At 58.1% G+C, this 20,404-nt stretch carries 20 protein-coding genes; 17 read left to right on the forward strand and 3 right to left on the reverse strand.

From position 1 onward, the window contains the following. Positions 1-2: 2 nt before the first annotated feature. The 13 genes from K0J45_RS03655 (at position 3) to K0J45_RS03715 (ending at position 13,255) form a co-directional block, all read left to right on the forward strand. Positions 3-770, forward strand: a complete 768-nt coding sequence (locus K0J45_RS03655; RefSeq protein ID WP_220044292.1) for an adenosylcobinamide-GDP ribazoletransferase — start codon at positions 3-5, stop codon at positions 768-770. Then, a complete protein-coding gene (cobU, locus tag K0J45_RS03660) occupies positions 767-1,315 on the forward strand; it encodes a bifunctional adenosylcobinamide kinase/adenosylcobinamide-phosphate guanylyltransferase (RefSeq protein ID WP_011864522.1) in 549 nt (182 codons plus the stop codon). Before K0J45_RS03655 ends, cobU begins: the two co-directional genes overlap by 4 nt. 12 nt (positions 1,316-1,327) lie before the next feature. Further along, positions 1,328-2,932, forward strand: a complete 1,605-nt coding sequence (locus tag K0J45_RS03665; protein ID WP_220044293.1) for a cobyric acid synthase — start codon at positions 1,328-1,330, stop codon at positions 2,930-2,932. A gap of 10 nt (positions 2,933-2,942) precedes the next feature. After that, positions 2,943-3,572 carry a cob(I)yrinic acid a,c-diamide adenosyltransferase gene (gene cobO, locus K0J45_RS03670; RefSeq protein WP_220044294.1) on the forward strand — a complete coding sequence of 210 codons (630 nt, stop codon included), beginning with the start codon at positions 2,943-2,945 and terminating at the stop codon, positions 3,570-3,572. 272 nt (positions 3,573-3,844) lie between these two features. After that, complete coding sequence (locus K0J45_RS03675) at positions 3,845-4,669, forward strand: cobalamin-binding protein (RefSeq protein ID WP_220044295.1); 825 nt, start codon at positions 3,845-3,847, stop codon at positions 4,667-4,669. Between the two features lie 54 nt (positions 4,670-4,723). Next, the gene (locus K0J45_RS03680) at positions 4,724-5,107 is read left to right on the forward strand and encodes an MAPEG family protein (protein WP_041406383.1); all 384 of its coding nucleotides are present in this window, start codon (positions 4,724-4,726) and stop codon (positions 5,105-5,107) included. Between the two features lie 349 nt (positions 5,108-5,456). Next, positions 5,457-6,719, forward strand: coding sequence for an efflux RND transporter periplasmic adaptor subunit (locus K0J45_RS03685; RefSeq protein WP_011864527.1), 1,263 nt, complete (start codon positions 5,457-5,459; stop codon positions 6,717-6,719). Between the two features lie 11 nt (positions 6,720-6,730). Next, on the forward strand, positions 6,731-6,967 hold the full coding sequence (locus K0J45_RS03690; protein WP_220044297.1) for a hypothetical protein: 237 nt from the start codon (positions 6,731-6,733) through the stop codon (positions 6,965-6,967). A gap of 64 nt (positions 6,968-7,031) precedes the next feature. Beyond that, positions 7,032-7,754, forward strand: a complete 723-nt coding sequence (locus tag K0J45_RS03695; protein ID WP_011864529.1) for an ABC transporter ATP-binding protein — start codon at positions 7,032-7,034, stop codon at positions 7,752-7,754. Between the two features lie 11 nt (positions 7,755-7,765). Further along, positions 7,766-9,076, forward strand: a complete 1,311-nt coding sequence (locus tag K0J45_RS03700; protein WP_220044298.1) for an ABC transporter permease — start codon at positions 7,766-7,768, stop codon at positions 9,074-9,076. Between the two features lie 10 nt (positions 9,077-9,086). After that, a complete protein-coding gene (locus tag K0J45_RS03705; protein WP_220044299.1) occupies positions 9,087-10,283 on the forward strand; it encodes an ABC transporter permease in 1,197 nt (398 codons plus the stop codon). A gap of 114 nt (positions 10,284-10,397) precedes the next feature. Then, positions 10,398-11,882: a sigma-54-dependent transcriptional regulator gene (locus K0J45_RS03710; protein ID WP_220044300.1), complete on the forward strand. Its 1,485-nt coding sequence runs from the start codon at positions 10,398-10,400 to the stop codon at positions 11,880-11,882. Further along, entirely contained in the window at positions 11,882-13,255 is a 1,374-nt protein-coding gene (locus K0J45_RS03715; protein ID WP_220044301.1) for a sensor histidine kinase, read from the forward strand. Before K0J45_RS03710 ends, K0J45_RS03715 begins: the two co-directional genes overlap by 1 nt. Before the next feature lie 87 nt (positions 13,256-13,342). Here the strand turns inward: K0J45_RS03715 and pyrC are convergent, their stop codons facing one another. Further along, on the reverse strand, positions 13,343-14,371 hold the full coding sequence (pyrC, locus tag K0J45_RS03720) for a dihydroorotase (RefSeq protein ID WP_220044302.1): 1,029 nt from the start codon (positions 14,369-14,371) through the stop codon (positions 13,343-13,345). 248 nt (positions 14,372-14,619) lie between these two features. On the opposite strand from pyrC, the gene K0J45_RS03725 reads away from it, so the two are divergent. The 4 genes from K0J45_RS03725 to K0J45_RS03740 all read left to right on the forward strand — a co-directional run bounded on the left by K0J45_RS03725 (position 14,620) and on the right by K0J45_RS03740 (position 18,939). Next, entirely contained in the window at positions 14,620-16,320 is a 1,701-nt protein-coding gene (locus K0J45_RS03725) for an FAD-dependent oxidoreductase (RefSeq protein ID WP_220044303.1), read from the forward strand. Positions 16,321-16,408: 88 nt separating this feature from the next. Further along, on the forward strand, positions 16,409-16,837 hold the full coding sequence (locus K0J45_RS03730; RefSeq protein ID WP_220044304.1) for a YeeE/YedE family protein: 429 nt from the start codon (positions 16,409-16,411) through the stop codon (positions 16,835-16,837). 8 nt (positions 16,838-16,845) lie between these two features. Continuing rightward, the gene (locus tag K0J45_RS03735; RefSeq protein ID WP_220044305.1) at positions 16,846-17,316 is read left to right on the forward strand and encodes a DUF6691 family protein; all 471 of its coding nucleotides are present in this window, start codon (positions 16,846-16,848) and stop codon (positions 17,314-17,316) included. Between the two features lie 282 nt (positions 17,317-17,598). Next, a complete protein-coding gene (locus K0J45_RS03740; protein ID WP_220044306.1) occupies positions 17,599-18,939 on the forward strand; it encodes a diguanylate cyclase domain-containing protein in 1,341 nt (446 codons plus the stop codon). Positions 18,940-18,960: 21 nt separating this feature from the next. On the opposite strand, the gene K0J45_RS03745 is transcribed toward K0J45_RS03740, so the two are convergent. After that, positions 18,961-19,716 (reverse strand): phosphatase PAP2 family protein, encoded by a 756-nt coding sequence (locus tag K0J45_RS03745; protein ID WP_220044307.1) that lies wholly within the window; start codon positions 19,714-19,716, stop codon positions 18,961-18,963. Between the two features lie 233 nt (positions 19,717-19,949). Further along, on the reverse strand, positions 19,950-20,402 hold the full coding sequence (locus tag K0J45_RS03750) for a SufE family protein (RefSeq protein WP_220044308.1): 453 nt from the start codon (positions 20,400-20,402) through the stop codon (positions 19,950-19,952). Positions 20,403-20,404: the final 2 nt, after the last annotated feature.

The following is a 20,404-nucleotide window of genomic DNA, read 5'->3' on the forward strand; positions in this document are numbered from 1 at the left end:
AGATGTTTGCCAGAGAGTTAAACCTGTTTTTTATCGCCATGGGCTTCTTTACCCGGATCCCCATGCCGACCTGGGTGAAGGTCGACAATGAGAGGCTCAATCAGGCCAGCCGTTACTTCGCCTTGGTCGGCGTGCTTGTCGGTGGCCTCTGCGCCCTGGTCTATAGCCTGGCGACTCAGGTATTGCCTATCAGCGTCGCCATCTTACTCGCCATGCTGGCCGGGCTACTGCTCACCGGCGGCTTTCACGAAGATGGCCTGGCGGATACCGCCGACGGATTCGGTGGTGGCTGGCAGGTGCAGGATAAGCTCACCATAATGAAAGACTCGCGGGTTGGCACCTATGGCGTGCTCGCCCTGGTGATGAGCCTGCTGTTCAAATTTGTGCTGCTCAGTGAAATTGCCCTGTTCGATGGCGATCTTGTGATGGCAGCCTTAGTGGTGGGCCACTGTCTGAGCCGTATGGTGGCGGCCTCCTTAATCTTCACCGAGACCTATGTACGCGATGACGACAGCAGCAAGAGCAAGCCCCTGGCCCAGTCGCAGACCCCAAATGAGCTGGGCATTTTGCTGCTGACGGGCATCCTCACCCTCTGGCTCAGCGGTATCGCCTCGGCGCTCTCCCTCTGTCTGGTGTTGCTGGCGGCGCGCCAACTGCTGGTACGCAGTTATCGCCGTCAGATTGGCGGCTATACAGGCGATGTGTTGGGGGCCACCCAGCAAGTGATCGAGCTGCTCTGTTACCTGTTTATCCTGGTGATCAGCCTATGATGCACCTGGTTCTAGGCGGCGCTCGCAGTGGCAAGTCTCGCCATGGCCTTTCCCTGGTGGCCGATTATGTGGCAAGGGGTTATGAGTGCCTGTTTGTGGCCACCGCCCAGGGGCTGGATGAGGAGATGCGCGCGCGCATCGCCCGCCACCAGGATGAGCGCCGTGAGGATGGTTTGTCCTGGCAGACCCTGGAGTGTCCGCTACACTTGAGTGCTTGTATCGAAACTCACGCCAGGGAGAAACGAGTGATCTTAGTCGATTGCCTCACCCTCTGGCTCACCAATCAGTTACTCGAGGGCGATGACTGGCCGCTCGCCAGGGCGGCGCTGCTGCGCGCCCTGGAAACTGCGCCCGGGGCTGTCGTGCTGATCAGCAATGAGGTGGGCTGCGGCGTGGTACCGGCCGACCCCTTGAGTCGCCGCTTCGTCGACGAGGCGGGTTGGCTGCATCAGGCGATAGCTCAGCGAGCCCAGCAGGTGGTCTTGGTCACCGCCGGTCTGCCGCTGATCCTCAAGGATGAGACGAGCCAGGGCGCCAAGGAATAGGAAGAGAAGCCAATGACACCAGATAACTTAAGTAATCAGTGCAATCCGAGCAAACAGGGCGAGCAGGGCAATAGCAATCAAGAGGCTGCTGGCAATATCTTGATGGTGCAGGGCACCACTTCGGATGCGGGTAAGAGCACCCTGGTGGCGGGCCTGTGCCGCTACTTCGCCCGTGAGGGGCGCAGGGTGGCGCCCTTCAAGCCGCAAAACATGGCGCTCAATAGCGCGGTGACCCTTGACGGCGGTGAGATAGGCCGCGCCCAGGCGCTGCAGGCCGAGGCCTGTTACCTTGCGCCCCACACAGACTTCAACCCCATACTGCTTAAACCCAACTCGGACACCAGCTCCCAGGTGATAGTGCAGGGCAAGGCCCTGTCCCACATGGAGGCCCAGACCTATTTTGGCAAAGACAGCCAGGGGTATCGCACCAAGGCGATGGCGGCTGTGCTGGACTCGCTGTCACGCCTGGAGCGGCAGTATGAGCTGATCTTGGTGGAAGGGGCGGGCAGCCCGGCGGAGATCAACCTGCGCGAGGGGGATATCGCCAACATGGGCTTCGCCGAGGCGGTGGACTGCCCGGTGATCCTGATCGCCGACATCGACAAGGGCGGGGTGTTCGCCCATATCGTCGGCACCCTGGCGCTGCTGTCTGCATCGGAGCAGGCCAGAGTCAAGGGCGTGGTGATCAATCGTTTTCGAGGTGACATCTCCCTGCTTAAGCCTGGCCTGGATTGGCTCGAGGCCAGGATAGACAAGCCAGTGCTGGGCGTCTTGCCCTATCTTAACGATCTGCATCTGGAGGCCGAGGACGCCCTGGATGCCCGCCAGGTGAGCAGTGGCAACACCCGCTTTCGGGTCTTGGTGCTGGTCTTTCCCCGCATCAGCAATCACACAGATTTCGATCCTCTCAGGCTGCATCCGGATATCGACTTTCGCTATCAGCAGGTAAACGAGGCCTACGACGGTCAGGCAATTGATGCCGATCTCATCATACTGCCCGGCAGCAAGAGTGTGCGGCAGGACCTGGCCACCATGGTCGAACAGGGCTGGGATCGCGCCCTTAAGCGCCACCTGAGATATGGCGGCAAGGTGATCGGCATCTGTGGTGGTTATCAGATGTTGGGGCTGGCCATCGAAGATCCCCAAGGGGTCGAGGGCGAGGCCGGCGACAGCGATGGCCTGGGGCTGCTGCCCATAGTCACAGAGCTGACCCCTAACAAGCGTCTGGCTAAGGTGACAGGCACGATAAAACTGGCGGGTGATAGTGCAAGCATAGCAGGCTATGAGATCCACTGTGGCCGCTCCACGCTGTTATCTAAGGCGACCAAGCCCCTCACCCTGACGAGTGACGAGGGTAATCGGTTTAACGAGGGCTGCCTGTCCCATGATGGCCAGATCCTGGGCAGCTATCTGCATGGTCTGTTCGACAGCCCTGAGGCCTGTGCGCTGCTCCTTGGCTGGGCCGGGCTCAGCAACGCGGCCGCCGTCGATCCCGAGGCGATCAAACAGGCACAGTTAGACCGCCTGGCCGATACCCTGGCCGAGCATCTGGACATGGCGAGGCTGAGCGCCATCCTCGCCGAGACGCCACTAAGGCGCCCAAACAAGAATAATTAAAGGAGAGAAGATGAGCGTGGACAAGCAGGCGGAAAACCAAGCGGAAAATCATAAGGCCGAGCGTCATAAGGCGCGCCAGCAGAAGGTGAAGGAGGCGGTGGACGCCAAGATCGCCAAGGCCCAGACAGAGAAGGGCGTGCTGCTGGTGATGACGGGCAACGGCAAGGGCAAGACCACGGCGGGTTTTGGCAACATCACCCGCGCCGTCGGTCATGGCAAGAAGGCGGCCGTGGTGCAATTTATCAAGGGCAACTGGCCCTGCGGCGAGCGCGCCGTGCTGGAGAAGGTGGGGGTCGAGTTTCATGTGATGGCCACCGGCTTTACCTGGGAGACCCAGGACAGAGAGAAGGATACCCTGGCGGCGCTGAGCGCCTGGGAGGCGGCCGAGACTTTGCTTAAGGATGACACCATAGACATAGTGCTGCTGGACGAACTCACCTACATGGTGAGCTATCACTATCTGGATCTGGACAGGGTGCTGACGGCACTTAAGAATCGTCCGTCCATGCAGCATGTGATCGTCACGGGGCGTGCCTGTCATCGGGCGATTTTGGAGCTTGCGGATACGGTGAGCGAGGTGCAGCCCATAAAGCATGCATTTGAGAGCGGCGTTAAAGCCCAGCTTGGCTTTGACTACTGATTTCTGCCTGTTTGCTCCTGTGGCGGTATTGTCTGCGCCGGCTCACCCAATCACATACTCATGTATGCTCATGGGCTGAGCCAGCTGGACGGCTTAGCCACAGAATCAAACAGTTTGAAATGAAGGATATGGGCTTCATGACGCAATTTAGATTTCTGCCTGTTTGCTCCTGTGGCGGTATTGTCTGCGCGGGCTTAGCCACAGAAGCAAACAGATTGAAATTCTCCTGCGGTGATCGGCTGGATAGATATTAATAAAGGGAAAATGAATAGATGAAGATAAGGGTTAAGCTGTGGCTGTTGTTGGCCTTGTTGCTGTGTGTGCCTGGGCTTAAGGCGGCGCCGGCGAAGCGGATCATCGCCCTGTCGCCCCATGGGGTGGAGATGCTGTTTAGTATCGGGGCGGGGGAGAGTGTGGTTGCGACCACAGATCATGCCGATTTTCCCGATGCGGCCAAGGCTATCCCGCGGATCGGCGGCTACTACGGCATACAGATAGAGAAAGTTATCGAGCTCGACCCGGATCTGATTGTCATCTGGGGCGGCGGCAACAAGCGCGAGGATATCGAGCGCCTGACTCAGCTGGGTTATCCCATCTATGACAGCGACCCTAAGACGTTGGAGGCGGTGGCAGACGATCTGCTGGCGCTGGGCAAGCTGACCGGCAAGGAGCGCGAAGCGGAGCGAGTGGCCGAGCAGTACCTTATAGGCCTAAAGGCGCTCAGCAAGGAGAACCGGGCCAAGGCGCCGGTGCGGGTCTTCTATCAGCTCTGGTCAGTGCCCCTGATGACGGTGGCCGAGGGTAGTTGGATAGAGCAGATCATCCAGGTCTGCCACGGCGAGAATGTGTTTAGCGACGCGGGCAACGAGTATCCCCAGGTGAGCCTGGAGGCTGTGCTGCTAAAGCAACCTCAGGTGATATTGCAGAGTCAGGACGAGGGTAATGTGCGCGGCATCGACTGGTCTGCCTGGCAGGAGATCCCGGCGGTGAAGCAGCGCCACATCTATCAACTGGATGCCGACCTCTTGCATCGGGCGACCCCAAGGGCCATCTTAGGGGTTGAATCTTTGTGTAAGGCCTTGGACAAGGCGAGATAAACACAAACTAAAACTAAAGCTAAAACAATGCGCTAAATAATAAGGAGATAAATGATGACTATGCTACTGGCCTGCCTACTCTTTGCCATGTTGCTTCCCTACTTGGCCAAGGTGCCCGTGGCCATGGCGATGGCCAAGCAGGGCGGCTATGACAACGCCTATCCCAGAAGCCAGCAGGCTCAGCTGACCGGCTTCGGCGCCCGCGCCTTGGCAGCACATCAGAACGCCTTCGAGTCCCTGCTGATCTTCGCCGTGGCGGCGCTGACCGTGATCGCACGGGACAAGGTCGACGACACAGTTGGTCTGTTAGCCCTTGTGCATGTGCTGGCAAGATGTGCCTATCATCTCCTCTACCTGCTGGATAAGAGCACCTTGCGTTCGCTTTCCTGGTTCGTGGCCATTATCGCCGCCTTCGCCATCTTCGCCCGGGCGTTTTAACTCCTTCCTTAATGCCCATTCAGTGGGTTTGCCATGAGCGCAGCCCTTTACCCTCAGTGGTTGGGGCCGACGCTTACTAGCTCGCTAATCTTCCAAGCGTTTTAACGCTCTACCCGGCTTTCTCCTATGTCCGTACTTTCTCATCTGTCCGGCTTTCCTCATATGCGGACACTCGGGGAAAATGACCGGACACTTTTGCGGGTGTCCGCGGACACTTTCATGGGAGGTCTAGCGGACATCTTCATCTAAATCATTGAAAATTAGTGAATATAAAAGTTGGCACGGCAATTGTAATCCTAATGGGCAGAAATCGACTCGGTCGAGTAACGGACACTGTTAGGGATAAACAATGATTAAAGATACCAGCGCACAAGATAAGCAAGTTGCCCCCAGCCTGGGACGTCGCATCAAATGGCCTGTCACTATCGGCGCAGGCGTTCTCCTGGTTTCTGGTCTGGTGTGGGCCAGCGTCAGTGGCAGCAGCGTGAGCGAGTCTATCGACCGTAGCGAGCTGCGTTTTGCCACTCTGGAACGCGGCACCTTAGTGCGTGATATCGCCTCTACCGGCAAGATAGTCGCCGCCAACGCCCCTATCCTCTACGCCCCAGAGAAGGGCACGGTAACCTTAATCGCCAACCCGGGTGACAAGGTGGAGCAGGGCCAGGTGGTCGCCACCATAGAGAGCCACAGCCTGACCAACAACCTCAAGCAGCAGCAGGCGCTGCTGGAAGGGATGCAGAGCAGCCTGGAGCGTGCCCGTCTCGATGCCCGTCGCGATCAGCTCAAGGCGATACAGACCCTGGACATGGCCAAGGTAGATCTCGAGGCGGCGGATCGCGAGAGTCGCCGTGGCGACCAGCTGATCGAGTCCAGCCTGATCTCTAAGATAGATTATGAGAAGAGCAAGGATGAGCTGCACAAGGCCAAACTGCTCTACGCCCACGCCCAGCAGGAAGCCGAGCTGATGAAAGATACCTTGAGTTTTGAGCTGAAAAATAAGGCCTCAGAGGTGGATCGTCAGGCCCTGGTGGTCGCCGAGCTTGAACGCCAGGTGGCGGCGCTGAATATCACGGCTCCCGTCGGCGGCATCATAGGTAACTGGCTGACGGAGCAGAAGGCCCGTATCGGTCAGAGCCAGCCCATATTGACAGTAGTGGATCTCAGCGCCTTCGAGGCCGAGCTGGCGGTGCCAGAATCCTACGCCGACGAGCTGGGGATTGGCATGGATGTCGAGCTTAACTTCGGTGGCCAGCTGGTGATGGGTAAGCTGTCGGCCATCTCTCCCGAGGTGCGTAACCGTGAGGTGACTACCCGAGTGCGCTTCGAGCAGCAAGCTGCCCTGCACCTGCGTCAGAACCAGCGTCTGTCGGCCCGCGTCCTATTGGAAAACCGTCCCGACGTGCTCATGGTCAAGCGTGGTCCCTTCGTCAACAGTGGCGGCGGCACCCTGGTCTATGCCGTCAAGAACGACCTGGCCGAGCGCACCGAGATCCAACTGGGTGCCCGCAGCATGAGCCACATAGAGGTGGTCTCGGGCGGCGAGGTTGGCGATCAGTGGATCATCTCATCCACCGACGCCTTTAAGAACGCCGAACAAGTATTGATCCGCTAAGGAGCTAAGCGATGAAGACCCTGATGATAAAGCTGCATCCAGAACGAGTGGTCGCAGGACTGGCCTTACTGCTCCTGCTGGTGGCGACTCAGGTCTATACCCAGGATGCCTCAGATTGGTTTCTGCTCGGGCTCAACATATTAGAAGCGACCGGCATGCACGGGCAGCCGGTCGATAGTAACCAACTTCCCGACGTCGCCAGAGTTGGCGGTGATTTAACTCAATGGTTATTGGCCCGATTGTCCTAGTTAGTCCGGGCATAGGTGTAATAGCAAACTGAATAACGCGATACAAAAACAAAGGATACAACCCATGTTAACGATGAAAAATATCAACAAGGTGTTTAAAACGGATTTGGTGGAAACCCATGCGTTACGGGATTTCAATCTCGAGGTTAAGGAAGGTGAGTTTGTCGCCGTCACCGGGCCGTCTGGCTCGGGTAAGACGACCTTTCTCAACATCGCCGGCCTGCTAGAAGGCTTTACCAACGGCGAATATCATCTGGACGATGTCAACATCTCTAACCTGAGCGATAACAAGGCGGCCGCCATTCGCAACGAGAAGATAGGCTTTATCTTTCAGGGCTTTAACCTGATCCCAGACCTTAACCTGGCGGAGAATGTCGAGGTGCCGCTGCGCTATCGCGGCTTCAACGCCAAGGAGCGTCAGCGCCGCGTGAAGGCCGCGCTGGAGCAAGTGGGTCTGGGGGCACGTATGAAGCATCTGCCATCACAACTTTCCGGTGGTCAGCAGCAGCGTGTGGCGATTGCCCGCGCCCTGGCTGGCGAACCAAGATTTCTCCTCGCCGACGAGCCAACAGGTAACTTGGACAGCCTGATGGCTCGTCAGGTGATGGAGCTTTTAGAAGAGATCAACAAGGCGGGCACCACCATCATCATGGTGACTCACGATCCCGAGTTGGCGCGCCGCGCCCAGCGCAACATTCAGATCGTCGACGGTCAGGTGTGTGACTTCACCCTGTACCAGGGCGGTCAGTCGCACCTGGTCGATACGGCCGAAAAAGTGGCCAGCTAAGGAGAGCAAGCATGTTTCTATATTACGTCGATCTCGCCTGGCGCAGCATACGCAAGACGCCGATTCTGTCGCTGCTCATGGTGCTGGCCATCTCTGTGGGAATAGGCATCACCATCACTACGCTGAACGTCTACAGCATGATGGCCTATAACCCGGCCGGCGAGCGCTCCGAGCAGCTTAACGCGATTCAGCTCTGGTCACAGGGCCCGGATTCCTGGGACGACTTTCATCGCCTGGTCACCTATCAGGATGCGATGAACCTGCGTAAAGGCAATGTGGCTAAGGCCCAGGCGGCCATGTTCCGTAGCGGCATGGCGGTGCAGACAGACGATCCTGAGGTGTTGCCAAGGTTGCAGGGCATCAGGGTAACGGATGGCGACTTCTTTAAGCTTTTTGAGGTGCCCTTTGTCTATGGCAATCGCTGGGACAAGGCGGTGGATCTCGACCCTGCCTATCAGGCGGTGATCGGCGAGAAGTTAAACCAGAAGCTGTTTGGCGGCGAGAATAGCGTCGGCAAGACCATCTACCTCAACCGTAAGCCCTATCAGGTGGTGGGTGTGATCGGCGACTGGAATCCTCAGCCTAAGTATTACGATCCGACTAGTGGCGCCTTCGCCAAATCGGAGCAGATCTATATTCCATTTTCGCTGGCGGCAAACGAGGAGTTTAGCGTCTGGGGCAACTCGTCGGGTTGGAAACATGAGCCGATGAACAACTATCAGGACAGGTTGAATTCGGAGAAGGTGTGGTTGGAGTACTGGACCTATCTGCCGACGAGTGAAGATCGCGCCGCCTACAAGAGCTATCTGGCCAACTATGTAGAGCAGCAGAAGGAGCTGGGCCGTTTCACCGATAACAAGTCACCTGTGGATTCAGTGCTCATGTCTGACGTCGCCGACTGGTTGGAGCGCAGCCATGTGGTGCCTGAAGATAACAAGATTCTGGTGGGACTGAGCGCCTTGTTCCTCAGCGTCTGTCTGGTGAACATCCTTGGCCTGATGCTGACCAAGTTTCTCAAGCGTGCGCCCGAGGTGGGTGTCAGACGAGCCATCGGCGCCAGCCGGGCACAGATCTTCTCTCAGTACATGGTGGAAGTAGGGGTCATCGGCCTGTTTGGTGGCCTGGTGGGACTCTTGTGGGCCTGGGGCGCCCTCTATGCCCTGTCGGCACGCTTCGGCGTCGCCGAGGGACTGACCCATCTCTCCATGAGTATGTGGTTGATCACCCCCACCATCGCCGTGGGTACCGCGCTGCTGGCCGGACTCTATCCTGCCTGGGTGGTGTGCCGCACTAAACCAAGCGTCTACTTGAAGAGCCAATAAGGGATTGAAAATGCTTAACATTAAACCAATTTTTAGCAGTTTGCTCCGCAGTAAGAGTGGCCCGGTATTGCTGCTGGTGCAGATTATCCTGTCGGTGGCCATAGTTGCCAACGCCAGTTTCATCATCCATGAGCGTCTCGAGATGATGCAGCGTGACTCTGGGATTGCCGAAGAGGAGGTGTTGACCTTCAGTGTGTTTAACTTCGATCCCAGCATAGATATCGAGCAGCAGAACAAGATAGATCAGCAGATCCTGCGCGGTTTGCCTAACGTGCAGGCGGCCACCTCCACTAACATGTTGCCCCTGAGCGGCAGTGGTTGGTCGAGTGCCCTTAACCTGGGGCCAGATCCTGAGACGGCCAAGTCGACGCCACAGTTTGCCATGTACCTGGGCACAGAGCATACGGTTAAGACGCTTGGGCTCAAGCTCGTCGAGGGGCGTAACTTCTACGCCGATGAGATCAATAAGAGCGTCAACGATCCCGGTAAGCTGGCGATCATCTCCAAGGCGTTTGGTGAGGCGGTATGGCCGGGAGAGTCGGCCATCGGCAAGCTACTCTATATCGATGACGAGCAGCTAGAGGTGATAGGCGTGGTGGAGAAGTTCCAGGGCGCCTGGGTCGACAGCGACGATTTGGAATACAGTGTGATCCATAACGTCGATTTTGCGGGTTATACCTACATGGTGCGTGCGGAGCCCGGCCAGCACAAGGCGCTGCAAGATGCCATCACTAAGGCCTTGATGAAGGAGAATCCTAACCGGGTGATCGACGATTTTCAGTCTGTCGCCGAGGTGAAGAAGCGCTCCTACCGAGATCATGAGCTGATGATAACCGTGCTTTCCATGATGGTGGTCCTGCTGCTGCTGATCACTAGCCTGGGTCTGACCGGTATGGTGATGTTCAACATCCAGCGCCGCACCAAGCAGATAGGTACTCGCCGCGCCCTGGGCGCGACCAAGGGGGATATCCTCAGCCTCTTCCTGGTGGAGAACTACCTCATCTGTCTCTCGGGTGGGATATTAGGGGCCAGCCTGGCGGTGCTGCTGGGGCAGCAGCTGATGAAGTACTATGATCTGCCGCAGCTCAACCTGCTCTACCCGCTAATGACGGTAGTAGGCATGATGCTGGTGACCACAGTGGCCGTGGTACTGCCGGCGCGCAAGGCGGCGAACATCTCGCCGGCCATGGCGACTCGCAGCGTCTAAGCCTGGTCTTTAACTCACGGCGCTAAACAAGAGACACCGAAAGCGTTTGCCCTTTTCATCGGCGGCGCTTTCGGTTAGTTTGTTGCTCTGCAAGTAAAAAGTTAATAAGAATATATGGATACGATTCTCATCGTCGACGACAATCAGGCAGTATGCAGTGCGCTCTCCCTGATGCTCGAACTCAATGGATTTAAGACCCTAACTTGTTTCTCCCCGGAGGAGGCACTGGGCCTGGTGGCCGAGCAGGAGATCGCCCTGGTGATCCAGGACATGAACTTCACCCAAGACACCACCTCGGGCGAGGAGGGCAAGCGCCTGTTCTACGATATCCGCGCCTGCCAGCCCCAGCTACCCATCATACTCCTGACCGCCTGGACTCAGCTGGAGCTGGCGGTGGAGCTGGTGAAGGAGGGGGCCGCCGACTACATGGGCAAGCCCTGGGACGACGATAAGCTGCTTAACAGCGTCAACAACCTGATTTCACTCCACGCCCTGTCGCGGCAGAATTCGCAGCTGGCCCGCTCCGAGCATCAGCGGATGTCGGCGATCAAGGATGCCGATCTCTGTGGCATCGTCTTCGGCAGCGGCGCCATGCAGCGCTGTATCGATCTGGCGCTGCAGATAGCCAAGTCCGACGTATCTGTGTTGATCACCGGCCCCAACGGCGCCGGTAAGGACAAGCTGGCGGACATACTGCACGCCAACTCCCCCCTCAAACATAAGCCCTTCATCAAGGTGAATATCGGCGCACTGCCGATGGAGCTGCTGGAGGCAGAGCTGTTTGGCGCCGAGGCGGGCGCCTTTACCGGGGCCAACAAGGCGCGCATCGGCCGCTTCGAGGCAGCCGACGGTGGCACCCTGTTTCTCGACGAGATAGGCAACCTGCCGCTGTCGGGTCAGGTGAAGCTGCTGCGGGTGTTGCAGACCGGCGAGTTCGAGCGTCTGGGCAGCCATCAGACCCGTAAGGTCAAGGTGCGGGTGATCAGCGCCACCAATGCGGATCTTGCCGAGGATATCGCCAGCGGTCGTTTCCGCGAGGATCTCTTCTATCGCCTCAATGTGATCGAGCTGGCCTTGCCGCCTCTCAATCAGCGCCAGGACGATATCCTGCCCCTGGTGAATCACTTCATCGGTCAGGACTTTAGCCTGAGTAAGCCGACCCAGCAGGCGCTGGTCGGCTACCCTTGGCCGGGCAATGTGCGCGAGCTGGAGAACGCCTGTAAGCGGGCGGTGATCCTGGCCGCCAGCCCCACGCTGACCATGGCCGATTTTGGTTTAAAGCCTGTGAGTGGTTTAAAGCCCGTTAGCGGCTTAAATCCTGTGAGCGGCACACCATCGACCAGCTCGGTTTCTGCACCTAGCCCGGTAGCGTCGCAACAGGCTCAGGAACAGAGACAGAAACCTCGTTTCGCGGAGCAAGAGGCGGAAACTGACAGAGCACCCACGGTTGATTCAGCTAGCCGCGGTGAGCCGACAGGGGCCGATATCGAGCTGGCCCTGGCGGAGTATAATGGGGTGATCGCCCGGGTGGCCAAGTCCCTGGGACTGAGTCGTCAGGCGCTCTATCGCCGCATGGAAAAGTTTGGGATTGAGAAATAATGCCGACGCTGCGCACTAAGCTCATCTGGGGCAATGTGATGGTCAGTCAGCTGGCGCTGGCCCTGTTCATCCTGCTGCTAAAGATGCTGGCGCCCGAGCTGTATCAGGAGGTGGCGCCTGAGCTGATAGTTGCCTGCCTGCTGCTGTCCGGCGGCTTTGCCTGGCTGCTCAGCCGCTGGCTGACCCGGGGGCTGTCGACTAGCCTCAAGGCATTGGAGGTGGGGCTGCTCAACATCAAAGACAATGATTTCAGCGTGAACATTCCTGTGACGGGGGACAGCCAGCTCAAGGCGCTGGCCAGTCTGTTTAACGAGTCGGCGGCCGTGCTGCGCCGCGAGCGTCAGTATATCTATCAGCGTGAGCTGCTGCTGGATAAGGTGATCCAGAGCTCGCCTAACGTCATGGTGCTGCTGGACGATCGCCAGCGCATCATCTACGCCAACGACGCCGCCCGCCACCTGTTTGCCCAGGGGGCGCGCATTGAGGGCAGCATGTTAGATGAGTTGCTGAACGGCGTCAGCGAGGAGCTGGCCGGTGCGGTCAACAATCCCAAGGGCGGACTGTTTACCCTGGCGAGCGTGGAGGAGGGCGGCGAAGATGAAACCTGGCATCTCTCCCGTGGACGCTTCCTGCTCAACGGTCAGTATCACCACCTGATCCTGCTCAAGCAGATGACCCGTGAGCTCAACCGTCAGGAGGTGGCGGTATGGAAGAAGGTGATCCGCATCATCAGCCACGAGCTCAACAATTCGGTGGCGCCCATCGCTTCTATGGTCAATTCGGGCCGCAAGCTCACCGAGCCTTTGGATGACCCTAAGCTTAAGCTAATCTTCGACACCATAGAAGACAGGACCAGCCATCTGAGCCAGTTTATCTTCAATTATGCCCGCTTCGCCAGGTTGCCCCTGCCCAAGAAGAGCGAGGTGGATTGGCATAAGTTAGTGACTCAGCTGGCCGAGCATTTCCGCTTCAGTCTGGTGGGGGAGCTGCCTCGGCGCTGCGGTTATTTCGACCTGATTCAGCTGGAGCAGGTGCTGCTGAACCTACTCAAGAACGCCCATGAGTCGGGCTCGCCCGAGGAGTCGATAAGCCTGAGCGTCAAGGAGCAAGGCCTGGCCGATGGCAGTGACGGGGTGACTATCGAGATAACCGATGAGGGCAGCGGCATGTCGCCGGAGGTATTGACCCAGGCGCTGCTGCCTTTTTACTCCACCAAGCAGTCGGGTACCGGCCTTGGCCTGCCCTTGTGTAGGGAGATCATCGAGGCCCATGATGGCCGTATCAGTCTGCATAACCGTGAGCACAAGGGGCTGCTGGTGCGGATCTGGCTGCCTTATGATCAGGCTCAGCAGCTTGGGCAGGTAAGCGCCTAAACAAGCTGCTTAAGCAAGAATTTTAGAAACAAGAACACCGCCAACAGGCGGTGTTTTTGTCTCTGGCAAAGCCGTGTACTAACGCTGTTAGTCTTCCACCTGCCAGTCGATGGTTTCGCCGGCGCGGATCGGCACTACGCCTGTGTCACCCAGCGGATAGGTGGCGGGCACCTCCCAGCTGCGTTTCACTAGTGTGATGCTGTCTGTGTTGCGCGGCAGACCGTAGAAGTCAGGGCCGTTGAAGCTGGCGAAGGCCTCTAATTTGTCTAAAGCGCCCACCGATTCGAACGCCTCGGCGTAGAGCTCGATGGCGGCGTGGGCCGTGTAAGAACCGGCGCAGCCACAGGCAGCCTCTTTACGATCCTTGGCGTGGGGCGCCGAATCTGTGCCCAGGAAGAACTTCTTGCTGCCACTGGCGGCCGCCGCCAGCAGGGCCTGCTGATGGGTGTTGCGCTTGAGGATAGGCAGACAGTAGAAGTGCGGACGAATACCACCGGCCAGCATATGGTTACGGTTGTAGAGCAGGTGATGGGCCGTGATGGTGGCGGCCACGTTGTCGGAGGCGCCCATGACGAAATCCACCGCATCTTTGGTGGTGATATGTTCCAGCACTATCTTGAGTGACGGGAAGTCGGCAACCACCTGCTTGAGGGTGTTGTTGATGAAGGTGGCCTCGCGATCGAAGATGTCGATGCTCGAATCTGTAACCTCGCCGTGTACCAGGAAGAGCATGCCCACTTCCTGCATCGCTTCCAGCACAGGGTAGATGTTCGTCACATCAGTGACGCCCGAGTCGGAGTTAGTGGTCGCGCCCGCAGGGTAGAGCTTGGCGGCAACCACCTTGCCCGAGGCCTTGGCGGCGCGGATATCCTCTGCCGTGGTGTTGTCGGTGAGGTAGAGCACCATCAGCGGCTCGAAGTTGGTGGTGCAGACCGCCTTGATGCGCTCATAGTAGGCCAGTGCCGAGTCGACATTGGTGGCCGGTGGCACCAGGTTAGGCATGATGATGGCGCGGCCCATGTAGCGGCCAGTGTCTCTTACGGTATCGGTCAGCACGTCACCATCGCGTAGGTGAACATGCCAGTCGTCGGGTCGGGTAATGGTTAATTTGGTCATCGAGGACTCTTTCTTTTGCGTGGACTGGCTGGATCTTATGTGGCTGGCCAGGGACTGTAAAGGGCTATCTTAGTTCTGACGTAGTAATAGAGGTGGACAATATTTAATAAAGTCTTGCTCACTTTGCCATCGAGATCACTGTTTTTATCATTCGCTTAGATTTTTCTAATAAAAGGAATTTGCATGTAATAGCGAATGTAATACACTTTCGGCCAAGGTTTGTTTAGTGCAGTAGGAGAAGCATTGAGATGAAGAAGATACTGATCATTGGCGGCGTCGCGGGCGGCGCATCCGCGGCGGCAAGGGCGCGTAGACTCAGCGAAACTGCTGAAATCATTATGTTTGAGCGCGGCGAGTATGTCTCCTTTGCCAACTGCGGCCTGCCCTATCATATCAGTGGTGAAATCGCTCAGCGCAGCGCCTTAGTACTGCAGACGCCAGAGAGCTTCAAGGCAAGATTTAATGTCGAGGTACGGGTTAAACATGAGGTGGTCGCCATAGATCGCGCCGCCAAGTTGGTGACCGTCAGACGACTGCTCGATGGCAGCGAATATCAGGAAAGTTATGACACACTGCTGCTCAGCCCCGGCGCGGCGCCAATCGTGCCGCCGATCCCGGGTGTGGATAATCCGCTCACCCACTCCCTGCGCAACATTCCCGACATGGATAGGATCCTGCAGACGATTCAGATGAACAATGTCGAGCATGCCACTGTGGTTGGCGGTGGCTTTATCGGCCTGGAGATGATGGAGTCACTGCATCATCTGGGGATCAAGACCACTTTGCTTGAGCTTGCCGATCAGGTGATGACACCTGTGGATCGTGAGATGGCAGGCTTTGCCCATCAGGCAATCCGTGACCAGGGCGTAGATCTGCGTCTGGGTACGGCCCTGTCAGAGGTGAGCTATCAGGTGCAGACCCATGTGGCCAGTGACGCCGCCGGTGAAGACACGGCCCATCAACACATCAAGGGGCACCTGAGTCTGACCCTGAGTAACGGCGAGCTGCTGGAGACAGATCTTTTGATCATGGCCATCGGCGTGCGTCCCGAGACTCAGCTGGCCCGCGATGCCGGGTTAGCGATTGGCGAGCTTGGTGGCATTAAGGTCAACGCCATGATGCAGACCAGCGATCCCGCCATCTACGCCGTGGGTGACGCCGTCGAAGAGCAAGACTTTGTGACCGGCCAGGCCTGTCTGGTGCCGCTGGCGGGCCCGGCGAACCGTCAGGGCCGTATGGCGGCCGACAACATGTTTGGCCGCGAGGAGCAGTATCAGGGTACCCAGGGTACGGCGATCTGTAAGGTGTTCGATCTCGCGGTGGGTGCCACAGGTAAGAACGAGAAGCAGCTCAAGCAATCGGGTATCGCCTTCGAGAAGGTCTATGTGCATACCGCCAGTCACGCCAGCTACTATCCCGGCGCCGAGGTGGTCTCCTTCAAGCTGCTGTTCGACCCGGTTAAGGGCACCATCTTTGGCGCTCAGGCCGTGGGTAAGGATGGTATCGACAAGCGTATCGATGTGATGGCGGTGGCCCAGCGCGCCGGCATGACGGTCGAGCAGCTGCAGCACCTGGAGCTTAGCTACGCGCCGCCCTATGGCAGTGCCAAGGATGTGATCAATCAGGCGGCCTTCGTGGCCAGCAACATCATCAAGGGCGATGCTACACCGATCCATTTCGACCAGATAGACAATCTCAGCGAAGATCAGCTGCTGCTGGATGTGCGTAACCCTGGCGAGCTGCAGAATGGCGGCCTAGAAGGCGCGGTTAACATTCCCGTGGATGAGCTGCGCGATCGCATGCATGAGCTGCCAAAAGATAAGGAGATCATCATCTTCTGTCAGGTGGGTCTGCGGGGCAACGTGGCCTATCGTCAGCTGGTCAACAATGGCTACCGTGCCCGTAACCTGATCGGCGGCTACCGCACCTACAAGTTCGCCAACGTGTAAACGCTTTATTGATAAATGATTTAGTAATAGATAGGCGGGGCATCTTGCCCCGTCTCTTTCCCTTTGCGACAGATGAAAGAGGTACTCGATGTTTTCATCACTCGCTATCGCCCTGTGCGGTGGTCTCTTGATTGGCTTGGCGGCAAGCCTGCTCCTGGTGGTTAACGGCCGCATCGCCGGTATCAGCGGTATTATCTCTGGCGCCCTGTGGCGCCGCGGCTCGGGCCTGTTTGGCTGGCAGTTCTATTTTCTCGCGGGTCTGGTGCTCAGTGGCCTGCTGCTGGCCGAGCCTTTCAAGGCCTGGCTGGCTATCGAACCTGTGGTGCTGAGTGAACTTGGGATAGCCGCGCCGACCCTGCTGCTGTCGGCGCTACTGGTGGGACTCGGCTGCAGCCTGGGTAACGGCTGTACCAGTGGCCATGGCATCTGCGGCATAGGCCGTCTGTCGCCGCGATCCATCGCCGCGACCCTGGTCTTCATGCTGGTGGGCGTCATCGCCGCCGTGCTGCTGAACTAGGAGGGGCCATGCGTAACCTATTTGCCTTACTCTCGGGCCTGTTGTTTGGTGCCGGCCTGCTGCTCTCTGGCCTTGCGGATCCCGCCAAGGTGCTCGCCTTCTTAGATATCAGCGGCGTGGTCAACGGCCATTGGGACCCTAGCCTGATGCTGGTGATGGGCGGCGCGCTTGGGGTCTATCTGCCCGTCTATCTGCTGTGGGTAAAACCCAGAATGGCGCGCAATCAAGGCCCTGTGCTGGACAGCCAATATCATCTGCCTAGCAAGACCCGTATAGATGGGCCGCTGATCGTCGGCGCCGCCCTGTTCGGCCTGGGCTGGGGAATGCTCGGCATCTGTCCCGGGCCTGCCGTGGTCAATCTGGCGAGCCTGGATCCCATGGCGCTGGCCTTCATGGCGACCATGGTGCTGGGGGCTTACCTGGGACGCTTGATAAGCAGGATGATCGCCCGCAGGTTGCCAGGGCCGGTTGAAGCCTAAGCGGCTTATTTTTATGTAAAAGTGCTTGGCAGTATCACGCTTTGATGCTTAGCTAGTAGGCAGAAGTTAGGCTGGATCTATATGGCGATTACTTTAATTCCTGACACGAGTGATGACAGGAGTGACGGCATGAGTATTAGCATGAGTTCTGGCCAGCTACCCTGGTGGAGGCTGCTATGCACTCGTTTCTGTTTCGACAACCCTTTGCTACGCTGGCGGCGAGCCGATTTGCTGTTGCATTAGCGATTCCGTTAGCGGCTTTAATTCAGTCAGGCCTGCGCCATGGCTGAGATGTCGCTTTCGCTCCTCCTCATCATATTCCTGGCTATCGGCCTGATAGCCGTTGCGGCATGCATGCTTGTTCTGCGCTTTATCCGCAGGCGCCGCGGCGTCGACTTTTCTGCCCTGGAAAACTCTATCGAGGATGGTCTGATCCTTATTGACGAACAGGCGAAGATCTTGGCTAATAACACCCAGGCCGCGGCCTTGATGAAGGCCGAGGGGAGTGACCTCTCTGGGCAGCCCCTCAGCCTCTGGCTCAAGGATTCCAGCGGCGAGCAGCTGCAGGTGTTTGCCGATCGTCAACTTGGCACCAGCCTGAACCTAGGCCATGAGATCTTAAGCTTTACCCGCCTGGCCCGTGAGCCCAGGGGGCTGCTGCTCTTGGTGCGTCATCACAACCTGGAACAGGACATTCGCCAGGATATCGCCCGTTATCACCACAGCCAGTATTTCGCCAAGATAGGCACCTGGGACTGGCAGGTGGGCACAGACACCCTCTATTGGTCCGATGCCATCTTCGGCATCTTCGGTTACAAGCTGGGGGAGGTCACCCCTAGCTATGAGTTCTTCTATTCAAGGGTGCACCCCGAGGATCGCGACAAGGTGAAGGCGGGAGAGGCGCGCTGCATCGCCACCGGCGAGAACCATGACGAAGAGTATCGCATCCTCTGGCCCGATGGCTCTGTGCACTGGGTGCGCGAGACGGGCAACCTGGTGAAGGATAGCGATGGCCAGCTGCTTAAGATGGTGGGGGTGGTGCGCGATATCACCCAGGAGAAGGCGCTGCACCATAAGCTCGAGCATATGGCTCACCAGGACCCCTTAACCGGACTGCCCAACCGGCTGCAACTCGAGCTGCGTCTGAGTGAGGCGATTCGCGCGGCGTCGCAGAGCGGTGGTCGCCTGGGGCTTATCTTCATCGATCTCAATCAGTTTAAGGCGATCAACGATAGCCTGGGGCATCAGGTGGGGGATCGCGTCTTGATGACGGCGGCTACCAGGCTGCAGAGCCTTAAGGGGTCAGAGGACCTAGTGGCCCGCATCGGCGGCGACGAGTTTGTGATGCTATTGCCCCAGTGGCCAGCTGATAAGCCGTTAGATGAGGAGGCGACGCGTCTGGCCGAGGCGCTGTTTGAGCGATTCGCTGAGCCTGTTATTCAGACCGGCAGGGGAATAGCGGCCAGCATAGGTTTCGCCATCTATCCGGATCATGCCGGCCACATGGATGCGCTGCTGCATGTGGCCGATCAGGCCATGTATATCGCCAAGGGGCGCGGCGACAACCAATATCATCTGGGACCGGATCACCGCATGGATCTCGGCCACCGTCTGGCCCGTTAAGGGGGATGAGTCCCTGTCCTGTTAGCCTCGAGCGGTTTCCAGCGCCGGGCTAATTGCGGGCTCTGGCTGGCGACGCAGGAACAGGGCGTAATACCAGGTCAGCGCCGAGAACCAGGAGATGGTGAGGGTCCAGACATCGTGGGAGATGAAGTGGGCGCCCCTGAGCTGCTGGGCAATGCCGAAGGTGAGCCCCAGCAGCAGACCGAAACCAAGGCCGAACCAACGATAGCGCGGTGCGTAGGCCAGTGCGAAGAAATAGAGCGCCACCCAGGCATAGCCGCCGCTGGAGTGACCGGCGGGGAAACACTGACCCGGCGAGTTGGCATCAAACTGACCCGAGAACAGCGAGAAGTAATCCGCGCGGCCACCGAAGATCTTCAGATGCCAGGGGCAGTCCAGGTGTACGAACGACTTGCCCAGCCTCACCAGCAGCACGCTACTCAGCACGCTCATGAAGAGAAACACCAGGCCTCTGCGATAGCTGGCCAGGGCGGGTTTCTTATAGCTCAGTCCCAGTAGGCTGAGGACGGTGACGCCAAGTAAGATCACTAAGTTACGACCGCCGACATGGATCAGATTCTCCGTGACCCAGGCGTTGCGTAGCGGCCAGCCATCGACGCCGCCCTCGAGACGAAACAGCCACTGACCCAGGGCGATATCCAGATGAAATAGCTCTATCAGGCTGACGGCCAGCAGGAAGCAGACGGCGGGCAGCATGAGATGATAGCGCCAGAAGGCGGGTGAGCTAGCAGTGTCTAATGACTTAGCAATCGACATAGAAAAGTGTCCCATCGGCACCTAAAGTCTGGTGCAAAGATAAAAAATTCAGGCTAGGACAAGAGTCTAGGGGGAGGGGCGTGAATTATATGTGAATTACCCGGCCCCATGGGGGGCTGGGGCCTAGGATCGGGATTTAACTGTGTCGCTCAGGTGTAAGATTTAGCTGTGGCGCTTAATCTGTTAGTTGGTTTGGCTCGAAAGTCGTATTGCTTGCCAGTCGAATTTAGCCGCTAGCTGGGCTGGTTGGCAGCGGCCTTGATCGCCTCGGCCAGCGCCAGCACGCCGTTGGTGCGCGATGGGCTCAGCTGACCGCTCAGCCCCAGTCGGTCGAAGTACTCGTGTAGATCTAAGGCGGCTATGGTTTTCTTATCCTGCCCCTGCACTGCGGTGAGCAGCAGGGCGATCAGTCCCTTGACGATGCGGGCATCGCTGTCGGCCAGGTAGTAGTGTCTGCCGTCTATCTCTCTGTGATAGAGCCAGGCGTTGCTCTCGCAGCCTCTGACCTGGGCCGACTCTTGTCTCAGGTCTTCATGCAGCGGCGGCAGGCGTTTACCCAATAGCATGAGGGCGCGGTAGCGCTCCTGCCAGTTGGCGGCCTGGGTGAAGCCTGGCAGTATCTCCTGGGGATCCAGAATTAGGCCGGTAAAGGCCTCAGTGGATGGGCTTGGCTTGTTATCATTCATTT

It is taken from the genome of Shewanella alkalitolerans (assembly GCF_019457575.1).
Classification (GTDB): Bacteria; Pseudomonadota; Gammaproteobacteria; order Enterobacterales; family Shewanellaceae; genus Shewanella; species Shewanella loihica.

Excerpts from the sequence above, each read along its gene's own strand:
- K0J45_RS03725 (WP_220044303.1), top strand. The coding sequence starts at position 14,620 with ATGAAGAAGATACTGATCATTGGCGGCGTCGCGGGCGGCGCATCCGCG.
- K0J45_RS03705 (WP_220044299.1), top strand. The coding sequence starts at position 9,087 with ATGCTTAACATTAAACCAATTTTTAGCAGTTTGCTCCGCAGTAAGAGT.
- K0J45_RS03715 (WP_220044301.1), top strand. The coding sequence starts at position 11,882 with ATGCCGACGCTGCGCACTAAGCTCATCTGGGGCAATGTGATGGTCAGT.
- K0J45_RS03685 (WP_011864527.1), top strand. The coding sequence starts at position 5,457 with ATGATTAAAGATACCAGCGCACAAGATAAGCAAGTTGCCCCCAGCCTG.
- K0J45_RS03675 (WP_220044295.1), top strand. The coding sequence starts at position 3,845 with ATGAAGATAAGGGTTAAGCTGTGGCTGTTGTTGGCCTTGTTGCTGTGT.
- K0J45_RS03680 (WP_041406383.1), top strand. The coding sequence starts at position 4,724 with ATGACTATGCTACTGGCCTGCCTACTCTTTGCCATGTTGCTTCCCTAC.
- cobU (WP_011864522.1), top strand. The coding sequence starts at position 767 with ATGATGCACCTGGTTCTAGGCGGCGCTCGCAGTGGCAAGTCTCGCCAT.
- K0J45_RS03730 (WP_220044304.1), top strand. The coding sequence starts at position 16,409 with ATGTTTTCATCACTCGCTATCGCCCTGTGCGGTGGTCTCTTGATTGGC.
- K0J45_RS03745 (WP_220044307.1), bottom strand. The coding sequence starts at position 19,716 with ATGTCGATTGCTAAGTCATTAGACACTGCTAGCTCACCCGCCTTCTGG.
- K0J45_RS03690 (WP_220044297.1), top strand. The coding sequence starts at position 6,731 with ATGAAGACCCTGATGATAAAGCTGCATCCAGAACGAGTGGTCGCAGGA.
- K0J45_RS03750 (WP_220044308.1), bottom strand. The coding sequence starts at position 20,402 with ATGAATGATAACAAGCCAAGCCCATCCACTGAGGCCTTTACCGGCCTA.
- cobO (WP_220044294.1), top strand. The coding sequence starts at position 2,943 with ATGAGCGTGGACAAGCAGGCGGAAAACCAAGCGGAAAATCATAAGGCC.
- K0J45_RS03710 (WP_220044300.1), top strand. The coding sequence starts at position 10,398 with ATGGATACGATTCTCATCGTCGACGACAATCAGGCAGTATGCAGTGCG.
- K0J45_RS03740 (WP_220044306.1), top strand. The coding sequence starts at position 17,599 with ATGGCTGAGATGTCGCTTTCGCTCCTCCTCATCATATTCCTGGCTATC.
- K0J45_RS03700 (WP_220044298.1), top strand. The coding sequence starts at position 7,766 with ATGTTTCTATATTACGTCGATCTCGCCTGGCGCAGCATACGCAAGACG.
- pyrC (WP_220044302.1), bottom strand. The coding sequence starts at position 14,371 with ATGACCAAATTAACCATTACCCGACCCGACGACTGGCATGTTCACCTA.
- K0J45_RS03655 (WP_220044292.1), top strand. The coding sequence starts at position 3 with ATGTTTGCCAGAGAGTTAAACCTGTTTTTTATCGCCATGGGCTTCTTT.
- K0J45_RS03665 (WP_220044293.1), top strand. The coding sequence starts at position 1,328 with ATGACACCAGATAACTTAAGTAATCAGTGCAATCCGAGCAAACAGGGC.
- K0J45_RS03695 (WP_011864529.1), top strand. The coding sequence starts at position 7,032 with ATGTTAACGATGAAAAATATCAACAAGGTGTTTAAAACGGATTTGGTG.
- K0J45_RS03735 (WP_220044305.1), top strand. The coding sequence starts at position 16,846 with ATGCGTAACCTATTTGCCTTACTCTCGGGCCTGTTGTTTGGTGCCGGC.